General features: G+C 40.3%; 13 protein-coding genes. 11 read left to right on the top strand and 2 right to left on the bottom strand.

All coding sequences use genetic code 11. The features are described from left to right. Positions 1 to 354: 354 nt before the first annotated feature. From EVU92_RS14190 to EVU92_RS14160, 7 genes are all read left to right on the top strand, one after another. Positions 355 to 1194, top strand: coding sequence for a PHP domain-containing protein (locus tag EVU92_RS14190; RefSeq protein ID WP_130051769.1), 840 nt, complete (start codon positions 355 to 357; stop codon positions 1192 to 1194). Between the two features lie 9 nt (positions 1195 to 1203). After that, positions 1204 to 1827: an L-threonylcarbamoyladenylate synthase gene (locus EVU92_RS14185; protein WP_130051768.1), complete on the top strand. Its 624-nt coding sequence runs from the start codon at positions 1204 to 1206 to the stop codon at positions 1825 to 1827. A 41-nt stretch (positions 1828 to 1868) separates the two neighbouring features. Then, a complete protein-coding gene (locus tag EVU92_RS14180; RefSeq protein ID WP_130052301.1) occupies positions 1869 to 2672 on the top strand; it encodes a ScpA family protein in 804 nt (267 codons plus the stop codon). 212 nt (positions 2673 to 2884) lie between these two features. Next, positions 2885 to 3247: a hypothetical protein gene (locus EVU92_RS14175; protein ID WP_130051767.1), complete on the top strand. Its 363-nt coding sequence runs from the start codon at positions 2885 to 2887 to the stop codon at positions 3245 to 3247. A gap of 135 nt (positions 3248 to 3382) precedes the next feature. After that, the gene (locus EVU92_RS14170; RefSeq protein WP_130051766.1) at positions 3383 to 4234 is read left to right on the top strand and encodes a GNAT family N-acetyltransferase; all 852 of its coding nucleotides are present in this window, start codon (positions 3383 to 3385) and stop codon (positions 4232 to 4234) included. Positions 4235 to 4490: 256 nt separating this feature from the next. Then, positions 4491 to 5045 (top strand): cytochrome b, encoded by a 555-nt coding sequence (locus tag EVU92_RS14165; protein WP_130051765.1) that lies wholly within the window; start codon positions 4491 to 4493, stop codon positions 5043 to 5045. Position 5046: 1 nt separating this feature from the next. Then, positions 5047 to 5625, top strand: coding sequence for a YceI family protein (locus EVU92_RS14160; RefSeq protein WP_130051764.1), 579 nt, complete (start codon positions 5047 to 5049; stop codon positions 5623 to 5625). Between the two features lie 32 nt (positions 5626 to 5657). Here the strand turns inward: EVU92_RS14160 and EVU92_RS14155 are convergent, their stop codons facing one another. Both EVU92_RS14155 and EVU92_RS21625 read right to left on the bottom strand, forming a co-directional pair. After that, entirely contained in the window at positions 5658 to 6518 is an 861-nt protein-coding gene (locus EVU92_RS14155) for a TIGR02285 family protein (RefSeq protein ID WP_130051763.1), read from the bottom strand. Positions 6519 to 6629: 111 nt separating this feature from the next. Further along, positions 6630 to 6797 carry a hypothetical protein gene (locus EVU92_RS21625; protein ID WP_165381452.1) on the bottom strand — a complete coding sequence of 56 codons (168 nt, stop codon included), beginning with the start codon at positions 6795 to 6797 and terminating at the stop codon, positions 6630 to 6632. 363 nt (positions 6798 to 7160) lie between these two features. Between EVU92_RS21625 and EVU92_RS14150 the strand changes: the two genes are divergently transcribed. The 4 genes from EVU92_RS14150 to EVU92_RS14135 all read left to right on the top strand — a co-directional run bounded on the left by EVU92_RS14150 (position 7161) and on the right by EVU92_RS14135 (position 13371). After that, positions 7161 to 7736, top strand: a complete 576-nt coding sequence (locus EVU92_RS14150) for a hypothetical protein (protein ID WP_130051762.1) — start codon at positions 7161 to 7163, stop codon at positions 7734 to 7736. Between the two features lie 46 nt (positions 7737 to 7782). After that, complete coding sequence (locus tag EVU92_RS14145; protein ID WP_130051761.1) at positions 7783 to 8724, top strand: acetoacetate decarboxylase; 942 nt, start codon at positions 7783 to 7785, stop codon at positions 8722 to 8724. Between the two features lie 8 nt (positions 8725 to 8732). Beyond that, positions 8733 to 10964: an NAD(P)-binding protein gene (locus EVU92_RS14140; protein WP_130051760.1), complete on the top strand. Its 2232-nt coding sequence runs from the start codon at positions 8733 to 8735 to the stop codon at positions 10962 to 10964. A 142-nt stretch (positions 10965 to 11106) separates the two neighbouring features. After that, the gene (locus EVU92_RS14135; RefSeq protein ID WP_240701321.1) at positions 11107 to 13371 is read left to right on the top strand and encodes a TonB-dependent receptor; all 2265 of its coding nucleotides are present in this window, start codon (positions 11107 to 11109) and stop codon (positions 13369 to 13371) included. Positions 13372 to 13376: the final 5 nt, after the last annotated feature.

Raw genomic sequence — 13376 nt, 5'->3', positions numbered from 1 at the left:
TAGATATAAAAAAACCCGCTACATGAGCGGGTTTTGAAATCGTTAGACACGACAATTCGTCACCCGCTAGTTACGAGTGCCACCACCAAATTGTGATTTGAATTGTTTTGTTCATTGTTATTTCTTATTTAACGTGTCTGAAAGTGCCTACAGTAAAGCGTACCTAAGCCGATACTGTCAAGCATTAATTTACATATTAATACGAGTTCGGCATTTACCCATCGTAATTGCCCATTTATGAGGGTAAAACACACAGTTATATGTCTTACTTAAAAAGATAATCACGCCCTCGCACTAAATTTTTGTTATACTCACATCATTGATTCAAGAACTTACGTAAAGCAGTCTTTCCCTTTGATAAAATACGATTTACATAGCCACACCACATACTCAGATGGTCAGCTATCAGTCGAGCAATTGTTACACCGCGCGGTTGAGAAAAACATAGATGTGTTTGCAATTACCGATCACGATACGTTAAGTGCGATAAAACCAGCACGCAAAGTCATTGCAGATGATAATTTACCGCTTAAATTGATTGCTGGTGTTGAAGTATCAACAAAATGGGAAAGCTTTGAGATTCATATTGTTGGCTTAAATATTGATGATGAGAACAATTCACTGCTGTCATTATTACACGCGCAACAAGCCAAGCGTGAAGAGCGAGCCACCGAGATAGGTCGCCGCCTCGCTAAAAATGGTTTTGAAGGCATTTACGACCAAGCAAAAACATTCGCTGAAAACGCACAGATCACACGCGCGCATTTTGCTCGTGCACTGATAGAGCGTGGCGTAGCTAAAAACTTCCCTGGCGTATTTAAAAAATACTTAGGGCGAGGAAAAACAGGCTATGTACCAAGTAGTTGGTGCGATATGCAAACGGCAATTGCTGCAATTCACCAAGCTGGTGGGGTTGCAGTACTCGCTCACCCTGGGCGATATCAAATGTCTAACAAATGGCTGCGTAAGTTAATTATTGAATTTAAAGACGCGGGTGGCGATGCAATGGAAGTAGCACAACCACAACAAGCACCGAGTGAGCGCCAGTTTTTAGGTGAACTTAGTCGTGAATATGGTTTACTTGCGTCGCAAGGGTCAGATTTTCATTTTCCGACCAGTTGGTTGGAGTTAGGTAAAAATTTATACTTGCCAAAAGATTGCCAAGGGGTTTGGCAAGCATGGGAAGGGCAATAGGAGCGTGTAATGAGTCAGTTTTTTCATATTCATCCAGATAATCCGCAACCACGCTTAATCAGCCAAGCGGTTGATATTATTAAGCAAGGTGGTGTTATTGTATACCCAACCGATTCGGGTTATGCACTTGGCTGCAGCATTGGTAATAAGCAAGCAAAAGAGCGCATCGAACGTATTCGTGGTATTGAAAAACACCATAATTTTACCTTGGTTTGCCGCGACCTATCGGAGCTATCTACTTATGCTCGCGTCGATAACCAGCTATTCAGATTAATTAAAAATAACACGCCGGGGCCTTATACTTTCATCTTTAAAGGCACAAAAGAAGTACCAAAGCGTTTATTAAACGAAAAGAAAAAAACCATTGGTATTCGTGTTATCGAACACCCAATCACCTGCGCTTTATTGGCTGAACTAGGGGAGCCGTTAATGTCGTGTTCTTTGATTTTACCGGGTAAGCAATATACCGAGGCTGATCCTGATGAAATTCGCGATCGCATTGAAAAGCAAGTTGATTTAATTATTCATGGTGGTTATCTTCCTGAACAAGCAACCACAGTGATTGATTTGTCGGATGATGATATTGAAATCTTACGTGTGGGTTGTGGTGATACTAAACCATTTGAAATGTAGAGACTTCGTTGACTAGCCCAGAGCTTGATGCCCCAGATAATATACAAGAGCCAGTTCAGCAAAAGCTGCCACTGGCTTTTTTGCATGGCAAAGCGGTAGTCGACAAACCTGAAGACTTATACATTCCACCTGATGCGTTAGAGATCATTTTAGAAACCTTTGAAGGGCCTCTCGATTTACTTCTGTATTTAATCAAAAAACATAAACTTGATGTACTAGAGCTCTCTATTTTTAGTATTACAGAGCAATACGTTAGTTATGTTGAAATGATGAGCGAGTTTCAGCTTGAACTAGCTGGTGAGTACCTTGTGATGGCGGCGCTATTAGCACAAATTAAATCACGATTATTACTGCCAAAACATGAAGAGCTTGAAGAGGAAGAAGATCCAAGAGCTGAGCTTGTAAGACGTTTACAAGAATATGAGCAATTTAAAAAAGCAGCGGAGAATCTTGATGAAATCCCTCGCGAAGGCCGCGATATCTTTGTAGCCGAAGCTCTGGTGCCAGAATTCAGTGAACGTGAGGTACTGTTACCTGATGTTGACATGAAAGACTTGCTCGTTGCGCTAAGCGACGTTATGGCCCGAGCTAAAACATTTGAACACCATCATATTACAGCAGAAGCTTTATCGACCCGTGAACGCATGAGCTTAATATTAGATAAGCTCTCAGAAGCGCAATCACAATTACCTTTTCATACTCTTTTTACTATTGAAGAGGGCAGAAGTGGTGTTGTAGTAAGCTTTATCGCTATGTTAGAGCTAGTGAAAGAAAACCTGATCAGTTGCTTTCAGGTTGATGCCAATAGCCAGATTTATGTTGGTTTGGTGGAAGAAGGCGAATAGCTGGAGGTTAATAGCTTTAAGCTTTAAGCTTTAAGTTTCAAAGCTGTACCTGCTTTCATAGCAAGTAGGTATTCACCACTCAAAAAATAGATATTTCCATACGAATGAAGCGCTTAACTAACAGAGTGTTAAATAATTGCGCCAAGGCTCAGTACCTGTTAAGTTGTTTTTCCCACGCTGCTAGGTATAAGCCTACTATTAAGGAAAATATAATGAAAAAGTTAGGAATGGTACTGTTATCTCTCGCGGCATTTGGAGCCTCTGCTGCAGAAAATTTGCAATTAGACCTTAACCTTTATTTGAATAACCAACTTGTAAAAACGCACGCAGTTAAAACTGAAGAAGACAAAATTCAAACAGTGACTGCAGATGGCATTCTTAAATTTGATGTAACCCCTTCGTTGAACAACCAAATTGTGACACTGACATCAACACTATATAAATTTGAAAATGGTTCTTACAATAAATTTCAAGAACCTAAGTTAATGGTAAACCTTGATAAACCTGCAGCGATTGAGGTTGGTACTGAGGGTGTTGAAGTTTATAGGATTGAAATAACAGCAAGTAAAATATAGCTGCTCTGAAATTTACTATACATTTTTATAGCGGCTAGATTTAGGTATGCGTTTAATAAATAGATGTATTTTGAGTGGCATCATAATACAAATAGCTATTGAGTTAGAGGCATTTCAACTTTTTAAGGAAAGCAGATGCAAAGTAAACACTTTACAATCAAAACCATGACCAAGAAGGAAGTCGATCTCATGATTGATTGGGCAGCAGCAGAGGGGTGGAATCCAGGCCTTAATGATGCTGATTGTTACTTTGCTGCTGATCCTGAAGGGTTTTTTGTTGGTTTTCTTGACGATGAGCCTATAGCGACAATTTCTGCCATTAATTACCACGATGTATTTGGCTTTATCGGTTTCTACATTGTTAAACCCGATTACCGTGGTAAAGGTTACGGAATGCAAATCTGGAATGCCGCTTTAAAACGTCTTGAAGGCTTGAATATTGGCCTTGATGGTGTGGTGGAACAGCAAGAAAATTATAAAAAGTCTGGTTTTAATCTGGCCTATCGCAATATTCGCTTTGCAGGAGTAGGTGGAGGTAGTACACCGCAAAATGCTGACATTGTTGATCTTAATGCTGTGCCATTCGAAATCATTGACGCATACGAACAGGCATTTTTTCCTGTGAATAGGTCAAACTTTAATAAAGCATGGTTAAGCCAACCCCAGTGCGACGCGTTTGGCATAATGAATAACGGGAAATTGGCAGGGTACGGCGTAATTCGCAAATGCCAAAACGGCTTTAAAATTGGCCCTTTATTTGCCGACTCACCAGAAATGGCTGAATCTCTATTTCTAGCTTTAAAATCTAAAGTGGGTGCCTCTGACGCTATTTTCCTTGATACGCCAGAAATCAATCAAGCTGCTGTCGCTTTAGCACAGAAGTACAACATGCAGGTGTCATTTGAAACCGCCAGAATGTATACCAACGACTCTCCGAGTTTGCCATTAAACCGTATTTTCGGTGTTACTTCTTTTGAAATCGGCTGAGTTTATTGGGGTGAGCGATTAATCGGTTGTGAGAAAACTAAAAATTTTCACGTTAAGAATTAGACGCTTTTATTAACGAGGATTCATATTACTGCTAGCACCTAGCACCTAGCACCTAGCACCTAGCACCTAGCACCTTTTCTCTTTCCCCTTGTGTGTGCATATACGCACAGAAGCTGTTCGTTTTACGCTATTTTCATTATTTAACCCATCGGTTAACCTGTATTTAGTTTCACGATTCTCATGGGAAATGAGTATGTTAAAGAATTCAAAGTCAAGTTATGGCTGGGTGGCTATCTTAGTGCACTGGTTAATGGCACTTGGGGTGTTTGGTTTGTTTGGCTTAGGCGTTTATATGGTTGAGCTAACTTATTACGACGCTTGGTACAAAGGCTCGTTGGATTTACATAAAAGCGTGGGTATTACCTTAGCGGCATTATTGTTGTTTCGTTTTGGTTGGCGCTTGTTAGGTACTCAACCTGAGCCTGTTGCAGGTAACTCGAAAGCAATGAATCGGGTTGCACACTCAGTACATAAACTGATTTATTTAGCTTTAATTGTCATTGTGACATCGGGTTATTTAATCTCAACGGCTGATGGCCGTGCAATTGAAGTATTTAATTTATTTGCTGTACCGGCAATACCAGAGTCGGTCGCAAACCAAGAAGATATTGCAGGTAAAATTCACTTTTATGCCGCGTATGGGCTAATAGCTGTGGTTGTTTTACATGCTTTAGGGGCACTAAAACATCATTTTATCGATAAAGATAAAACCTTAATTAGAATGATCAAACCATTGAAGGATGATTAACATGAAAAAATTACTATTAGGCACAGCACTAAGTGCTGCACTTTTCTCAACTGCTAACGCAAATGCAGCTGACTACGTTATTGATACAGACGGTGCGCACGCATTTGTAACTTTTAAAATTAAGCACTTAGGTTACAGTTGGTTACATGGTCGTTTTAATACCTTTTCAGGTGATTTTAGCTATGACGATAAAGCGCCGAATGCGTCTAAAATCAATGTAACGATTGAAACGAAAAGCATCGACTCAAATCATGCTGAGCGTGACAAACATTTACGTAGCAAAGATTTCTTAAATGTTGATAAGTACCCAACCGCAACATTTAAAAGTACTTCAATCAAATTTGATGAAGACGGTGATGAAGCTGATGTAACGGGTGAATTCACCTTAAATGGTGTCACTAAAACCATTACCTTTGAAATTGATAAAATTGGTGAAGGTAAAGATCCATGGGGTGGTTATCGTGTTGGCTTTGAAGGCGAAACAAGCCTAAAACTAGCTGACTATGGTATCGACTACAACCTTGGTCCTGCTTCGACACATGTTGATATAGGTTTATTTATTGAAGGCGTACGTAAGTAAGTTTATCAATGTTTAATTAATAAAAGTGCCGCTTAGTGAGCGGCACTTTCGTTTCTATCTTTTAATCTCTTTTCTAAAATTGGTTGCAAATTATCAGGTAGCCAGCGCACTAACACATCATGAAAAGCATCTGTATGAGCGATTTTCTCAAGTGTTTGATCTAATAATTTTACCGTTACCTCACCTTGCTTGTTTTTAGTGCAGCCTACATAGCCAATGCTTAACGCTGGTGCTTCAGTAAGTGTGATTTGGGTTAGTTCATCTTCAAAGCCCATGGAATGAGCAAGATAATAATGCTCGCTTGGGTAGCCAAGTAATATATCAATACGCTTTTTTTGTAGCATATAAGTCAAGCTTGCGAGGGTGTCTCTGCCGGGGCGTGAAATGATATTGGCATCATGACTTTCGTTAATCACCTTGTCGATATTAGTCCCGAAAGAGCGGCTCATTGATACCCCTAATGCAAGGTTTTCGGCTAATAATGATTTTAGTGACACAGGTTTTGTGACGTCTAACTCAAGTTTTGCGGCTAACTCTTTACGTATTGCAATAGACGGCGACAAACCTACAGTTGATGAATGTTCAGTAAACTGAATATGCTGCTTACGGTGCTCGTTTTGATATAACGACAGCATACAGTAATTATTGTGTGGGTTTGATAGTTCATGCACAGCACGACTGGCTGGCAATAAAGTGCGTTTAAATGAGACCTCAGGCAGTGCTTTTTCTAATAATTTGATCACACTTTCATCACGACCTGTGCCTTCATATTTATCATGCATGATGTAGTAGGGGGCAAAATCAACCATGATCCACTCAATGGCTTTAGGTTGCTTATTTGCATAAGCTGGCAAGCAAAAAAGTAATAGTAAAATAGACCACACACTACGCATAGTTACTACCTATATAGGAACTAAAATATAAGTGTAGCAGGAATATAGGCTTATGTGGCTGGTGGTGAAAACTAAAACGCCAGCTTGTTGGCTGGCGTTTATCGGTAGGGTTTAGTTGGCTTTTAACCACTTCACAAATTGGCGTGCATCACTAGCCTTTTGGAAGATGGCATTTTTTAAGCCCTGCGTGTCGCTAAAAATTACACGCTGTTTGTTTACCGAGATTGATTGCACTGGATGTGCGATCTGGATCAAAGATCCGTTGTATTTATATGACATAATAAAACTCACTTTTTCTTTTGTCTGTGTCTGTAGAGCTTTAATAGGCATTTAAAAAATACAGACCGACATTTGTTGTCTTGCTAACAGTGTTGACTAAGTTTGTGACAGTTTGGTGATGATTTGAAAATTCATCAAAATGTCATTTAGCGAACAAGCTGCAAGTATTTATACGAATATGCGGGAATTACTGGATCAAGGTAAGGGGTTAACCGCGTGGTTTCTAAAAACCAGACAATCAGAGTACTGTAAGAATCAATTAAGCGCAAGGTTTATTTTTTAAACATCAAAAATAATCTCTGGATGTTTAATAGAAACAGGCGTATTGTGATTAGGCACAAAATAACAATAAGAAGTATGCTTATGAATTACCTTTTGGTATCAGATATATTCGGTAAAACAGCGCATCTATCGCTGCTTGCTCAGCAGCTTCGCGGTAAGGTTAGTCTTTGTGACCCTTACATGGGGGAAATTCAGCTCCCCATAAATGAGCAGTTTCAATATCAACATTTTATGACTCAATGCGGCCATGACAGTTATTTTGAGCTAGTGCATTTAAAAATGGCGACTGTCCGTCAGCCAACCACGATTATTGCATTTAGTGCAGGCGCTGCCGCTGTGTGGCGTGCTCAAGCAGAATTAAAAGATTCTTTCATTAAAAAAATCATTGCCTTTTATCCATCACAAGTTAGACATCATCTTGAGCTTGAGGCTAACGTTCCTTGTCGATTTATTTTTCCTCACAGTGAAGAGCATTTTGATATTAAGCCTGTGATTGCTTCATTAAAAAGTAAAGCCAAGGTGAGCTGTGAAGTAGCCGACTATGCTCATGGGTTTATGAACCCGCTATCTGAGAATTTTAATCAGCTCGGCTATCAGCAATTTACCGAACAGCTATTAAAAGAGTGTTGTAACTCAGAACTTGTCCCCAACGATTAAAAAACTGGTCTATAGTCATTACTAAACAACAATATAAGTAATGACTATGACGGACCAAACAAATTACAGCCACTTCTTATCTAACCCGGTTGCTAAACCACCTTGTCGAATGATCAACGCGCAAATGTATGGTTTTTTTGTGTCTGGCTGCGAGCAAAAAATGCAGCAGTATGTTGATGCAACTTTAAATCTACTAGCAACTGAATCAACCTCGTTTAATGTGTTAGGGAGTGCTTGTTTACTTACCTTCACTGATATCGAAAAAATTTCTTCGTTAACGCCACCGTTTTCTGAGCATGGCTGGATGCAAGAAACCGATATTATTATTTGGCTCCCAGTAGCAAAAATGCAAGATGGTGATATTAGCCATTTATATTGGTATCCGGCTTTTATTAGTGTGAATAATATCTATGCCTTAATTAATGGCAGAGAGGCTTGGGGTTACAATAAATACTTATGTGAATACCAAATGCCTACAGCTGTGAGTGATGCGGGGCCCTTTAGTATAACTTTAGAATGTTTTGATGTATTTCACCCAGACTCTAAATTAGCGATGCATGAGCTATTAACCATTGAGCAAACACAAGCAAGTACCAAGGAAAACTTACTCGATAACTTATCGCAATTTTCTAAGCACGTAACAGACTTGTTTGATGCGCAAATTAAAGGCATTGACATATCACTTCTTAAACAATTGTTAGACGGGTTTATTCATCCGCAGATGGATCAGATTTTATTTAAACAATTTCCTGATGGTGTAGGAGAAAAAGCGGTTTATCAGAGCGTTGTTCATTCGCCATCACTAATCAAAAAAATCCACCAATTAAAACTTTTACACAATGATTTTAGTCTTGATGTAAAAGCGCTTGCGAGTTTTCCTTTAAATGACATGTTTGGCATCGCACTTGGCAAGCAAGTTGTTCATTTACCTTTTTACGTCAATATGGATTTTGACCAGCTTGGCGCAACACAACTGTTACCAGCATAGAGGTGACCATGGAAAAAGAAAAAATCACTATTGTCGGGGGCGGTGTTGCAGCGATGACTGCGGCTGTGTACTTAACCGAGCAAGTTAATTGGCAAAGCCAGCGCGAAATTACTGTCTATCAACAAGGCTGGCGTCTTGGCGGGAAAGGGGCAAGTGGCCGTAACGCCCATTTCGGACAGCGAATTGAAGAGCATGGTTTACATGTTTGGTTTGGCGCATACGTGAATAGTTTTCGCACCTTAGAAGGTGTATATAATTCACTCAATAGACCCGCTAGTTGTTCATTGGCTACTTGGCAGCAGGCCTTTAAACCACACAGCTTTATTGCCTTACAAGAGTTTATTGATAACGAATGGCAAACTTGGCCGATTGATTTTCCAACCGTTGCAGGTAACCCCGCTGATGGCAGCCTAGATATAACAGTGTGGGACTTTGTCACCATGACATTAGCATGGCTAAAAAAATGGACCGAAGGCATTGAGCATGTTTGTCAGCAGCAACATGCTCAAACTACGTTAGTGACTAAAAAATCACGGGATCAATCGTTACTCAAGCACATGTATCAAGAAATCAAAGCAGATATTGATACCCATTTAAATGGCGCAAAGCAGTTTATTGATGATATTGAAGCAGGCGCAACTGAAATTGCCTCGAACCCACGAACATTGATAACCCATTTGCTACAGTTCACTGAAAAGCAGGCTACGCACACCGATAATCAAGCTGATCGCTTGGTGATTTGGTATATCGTCAGAAAGTTAAAACGTTGGTTCAAAGATCAAGTCATTGATTTACTGGATGACAACCCAGAGTTGCGTAGACTTTATATTTGCGCCGATCTTGCTATTGCAATGCTCACAGGACTGATTAAAGACCAGGTCTATCGAGACGGTTTTGGCGTCATTAATTGCTACGATTTTCGTCAGTGGCTAGAAAAAAATGGTGCTAACAAAACTTACAGCGTCGATTCAGCGCCAGTACGTGGCTTTTATGATTTGGTGTTCGCTTACCCAAAAGGAGACTTTAATAAACCCAATGTTGAAGCCGGCGTTGCCGCCCTTGCCATGTTACGAATAGGCCTTTGCTACAAAGGTGGTGTGATGTGGAAAATGCAAGCTGGGATGGGCGATGTCATTTTCGGTCCAATTTATGAGCTTTTAAAGCAGCGCGGCGTTAAGTTTAAGTTTTTTCATCAGTTAACTAACTTATCGGCAGGACAAAATGACCAAGGTGAGCCGCTGGTAAGTGAAATTAAACTTTGCCAACAGGTGAGTTTAATTGGCCAAGATTATGAACCGCTTATTGATGTAAAAAAGCTACCTTGCTGGCCTAGTGAGCCATTGTATGAGCAAATCAGTCCTGAACAAGCGCATTTATTACAAGAATATCAGATCAATTTAGAGTCATTTTGGAGTAATTGGCCCGAGGTCTATCAAGAGCACTTTAGTAGCCCATTGCCAACAGTGACGCTTCGCCATGGTATTGATTTTGATACACTGATTTTAGGTGTCTCAGTTGCCTCACTTGAACATGTAGCCTCTGAACTTTTAGCTGTAGATTACGCGCTTTCTCAACAAGCAACAAAAGTGCAAAGTGTGGCGACCCAGGCTTGCCAAGTATGGTTGAATAAAACCGATCCACAACTTGGCTTTACGCAAACTAATGCCGCTGATGAAGGGCCTATTTTAAGCGGCTTTGTTGAGCCGTTTGATACTTGGGCCGCAATGGGCAATTTGCTAGATAAAGAAGATTGGCCAAGTGAAAATGCGCCAGTGAACATTGCCTATTTTTGCAGTGCGTTTAGCTGCGAAAACTACCCACCTGCCAGTGCACATCAATTCCCAGAGCAAATGAAAGCCGAAGTCAAATTGAATATGCATAATTTGTTTAGCGCAGATATGCGGCCACTTTGGCCCGAAGCCTATATTGATAACAAGTTTGATTGGCAGGTTTTTTATAGTGATCCACACAGCATTTTACCTGTTCTCGAACAGCAATATTGGCGCGTTAATGTAGACCCTAGTGAGCGCTATGTTTTATCTGTGGTTGATTCGAGTAAATACCGCCTTGCTACAGATGGCAGTCAGTTTGTCAATTTACGCATCACTGGCGACTGGATAAAAACAGGGGTTAATGCAGGCTGTGTTGAGGCTGCTGTGATGGCAGGTATGCAAACAGCGCGGGCAATATGTGGTTGGCCAACTAAGATCAGCGGAGAGCACGCATTCGAAAAAGGTTAGTGTGAGTAAAGTTGTAAATAAGTATGCATATAAGTCATGAAATTCCATGATTTATATGCGACTTTAATTGATTGTTTGGTCTATACTTACCACTAAATTACAACAATTTAACAAGTTTCCCTCTTTTAAGGTCTAAAAGCTAATGAAGCGACCCTTTCTGAAAGATCCTAAGTTTATGATGTTGTCGAGCACCAGCTTGGCGGCATGTGTAATGGCAAGCGCTGTTGCACAAGGAGCTGAGATTGAAAAAGACATGGAAGTTATTAGCGTTTATGCACAAAAACGTCCGCAAGCAATTGAAGACGTGAGTGTAGCGGTAAGCCAAGTGGATGGCGAAATTTTAAAAGCTCAGCATTTTAAAGATTCAACTGAAATTGGTTTGTTTGCGCCAAATGTAAAAATAACCCAAAACGCCGCAGAAGGAACGCCACCTGCTGTTAGTATTCGAGGGGTAGGGTTACTTGATTACAATACGGCGAACACTTCACCTGTCGCTATGTATATTGATGGCGTTGCGGTGGGGTCTGCCAATAATCAAATAGTTAACTTATACGATATTGAACAGCTCGATATTTTACGCGGCCCACAAGGCACTCTGTTTGGGCGCAATTCTACCGGTGGTGCAATTCTAATTCGCTCAAACCGCCCTGAGTTTGATAGCTATGGTTCATTGACATTAGGCATTGCCAATAATAACGCTACTAGCATCGATGGTATGTGGAACCAACAACTATCAGATTCAAGTGCAATGCGTATTACTGTTAACTATCAAGACTACGAGTACTCAACAAATAATATCTATACAGACTCACCAACAGCAGGTATGGAGCAAAAAAATGCCCGTGTGTCTTTTCTATCTGAGTGGGATGAGGTTGATCTTTACCTGCAAGCGCATATTGAAGACTGGGATGGTATTGCCCAGCCTGTTGGCAGTATTGGTATTGTCGCCAACCCTTTAACGGGTGAGCTGTGTTCACCAGCAGATGCAGGCTCAACACGCTGCTTTGACAACTTTGGTTTTAATGATGGCAGTGATGATTTCTTTGCGGTAAGCGTCAATAATGACTCGCCTCATAAATCTGATGGCTATGGCTTTATTGCTGAAGTAAATTGGCATTTAAACGAGCAAAGTACTTTTACAACGATTTCGAGCTTTAACGATCTCGAAAGAAGCCATGCTTTTAATTGCGATGGCTCGCCAGCTCGCTTGTGTGAAGGAGTATTAGGGTTAGATACACATCTAATTAGCCAAGAATTCAGATTACTTAACGAATTTGCTGATTACACGTTAACCAGTGGGGTGTATTTTGCAGATGAAACAATTGAGCAAGATAATTTAAATGATATTTTGCGCGATTTTCGTGGCATTTTACCCACAAACTTAACCGCGACCTTTATCTACGATAACGAAATCGAGATGCAAAATTTGGCAGTATTTAGCCAAATTGAAGTGCCTGTCGCAGATAAATGGATGATCACCGCGGGTCTTAGATATGACTATGAGTCACTTGAGTATGACTCAATCGCCACGTTAAATGCGGTGGTTGATGTGAATGACTTAGACGGAGTGCTTGTACCATTTTATCGTGTTACCGATGAGCAATCAGACAATGGCTTTACTGGCCAATTTGCAGTTAATTATCGCTATTCAGATGCAAGCAATCTTTATTATCGTTTTGCTAATGGTAGTAAAAGTGGTGGCTACAACGGCGGCTTTTTGTCATCTGAAGAACAAGCAATGTTAGCAAACTACGGCAAAGAGCGCTTAAATGCCCATGAAGTTGGCTTGAAGTCGTTCTGGCCTAGCCAGCAATTAAGAATGAATTGGGCAGCGTTTTACTATGATTATAACGACCAACAGGTGTTTATGAACCAAGCGTCAGAAACACCGCAAATGCCTCCTGTGCAATTACTTGAAAATGTTGCTGATTCAACTATTTATGGTCTTGAAACTGAAATTAATTACCAAGCAACTAAGCAATTAGCCATGCTACTTTCAGTAGGTTATATCCCCCATGCTGAATTTGAAGAATACGTTGACCCACTTGGTAACAGTATTACCGATAACCAACTGCCATTTACCTCTAAATGGAATGTTTCAGCGGGGATAAAATACGATACCAGCTTGGCGTCGTATCCGTTATCGGCCAACATTATTTACGATTATCAGTCTGAGTTCTATTTTGATCAGAATATGAATCCATATGCTCGCCAAGACGGCTTTAGCATTGTGAATGCGCATCTAAAATACTATGTTGATAATTGGTCATTTACTTTGTGGGGCAAAAATTTATTTGATACTGAATATAGTCAGTTAAAGTTCGATTTAAGTTCGTTCCTAGGCATGCTTGAAGACTTTAAAGGGGAAGGGCGTCGCTATGGCTTTGATGTTTCACTACAATTCTAGTCGTT

This window comes from Pseudoalteromonas sp. MEBiC 03485, from assembly GCF_004195145.1.
In the GTDB taxonomy this organism is placed as follows: Bacteria; Pseudomonadota; Gammaproteobacteria; order Enterobacterales; family Alteromonadaceae; genus Pseudoalteromonas; species Pseudoalteromonas apostichopi.
This window is presented reverse-complemented; position numbering and strand designations above follow the sequence as displayed.

Coding starts and splice junctions, on each gene's coding strand:
- EVU92_RS14160 (WP_130051764.1), top strand. CDS start 5,047: ATGAAAAAATTACTATTAGGCACAGCACTAAGTGCTGCACTTTTCTCA.
- EVU92_RS14135 (WP_240701321.1), top strand. CDS start 11,107: ATGAAGCGACCCTTTCTGAAAGATCCTAAGTTTATGATGTTGTCGAGC.
- EVU92_RS21625 (WP_165381452.1), bottom strand. CDS start 6,797: ATGTCATATAAATACAACGGATCTTTGATCCAGATCGCACATCCAGTG.
- EVU92_RS14150 (WP_130051762.1), top strand. CDS start 7,161: ATGAATTACCTTTTGGTATCAGATATATTCGGTAAAACAGCGCATCTA.
- EVU92_RS14155 (WP_130051763.1), bottom strand. CDS start 6,518: ATGCGTAGTGTGTGGTCTATTTTACTATTACTTTTTTGCTTGCCAGCT.
- EVU92_RS14175 (WP_130051767.1), top strand. CDS start 2,885: ATGAAAAAGTTAGGAATGGTACTGTTATCTCTCGCGGCATTTGGAGCC.
- EVU92_RS14140 (WP_130051760.1), top strand. CDS start 8,733: ATGGAAAAAGAAAAAATCACTATTGTCGGGGGCGGTGTTGCAGCGATG.
- EVU92_RS14170 (WP_130051766.1), top strand. CDS start 3,383: ATGCAAAGTAAACACTTTACAATCAAAACCATGACCAAGAAGGAAGTC.
- EVU92_RS14165 (WP_130051765.1), top strand. CDS start 4,491: ATGTTAAAGAATTCAAAGTCAAGTTATGGCTGGGTGGCTATCTTAGTG.
- EVU92_RS14185 (WP_130051768.1), top strand. CDS start 1,204: ATGAGTCAGTTTTTTCATATTCATCCAGATAATCCGCAACCACGCTTA.
- EVU92_RS14145 (WP_130051761.1), top strand. CDS start 7,783: ATGACGGACCAAACAAATTACAGCCACTTCTTATCTAACCCGGTTGCT.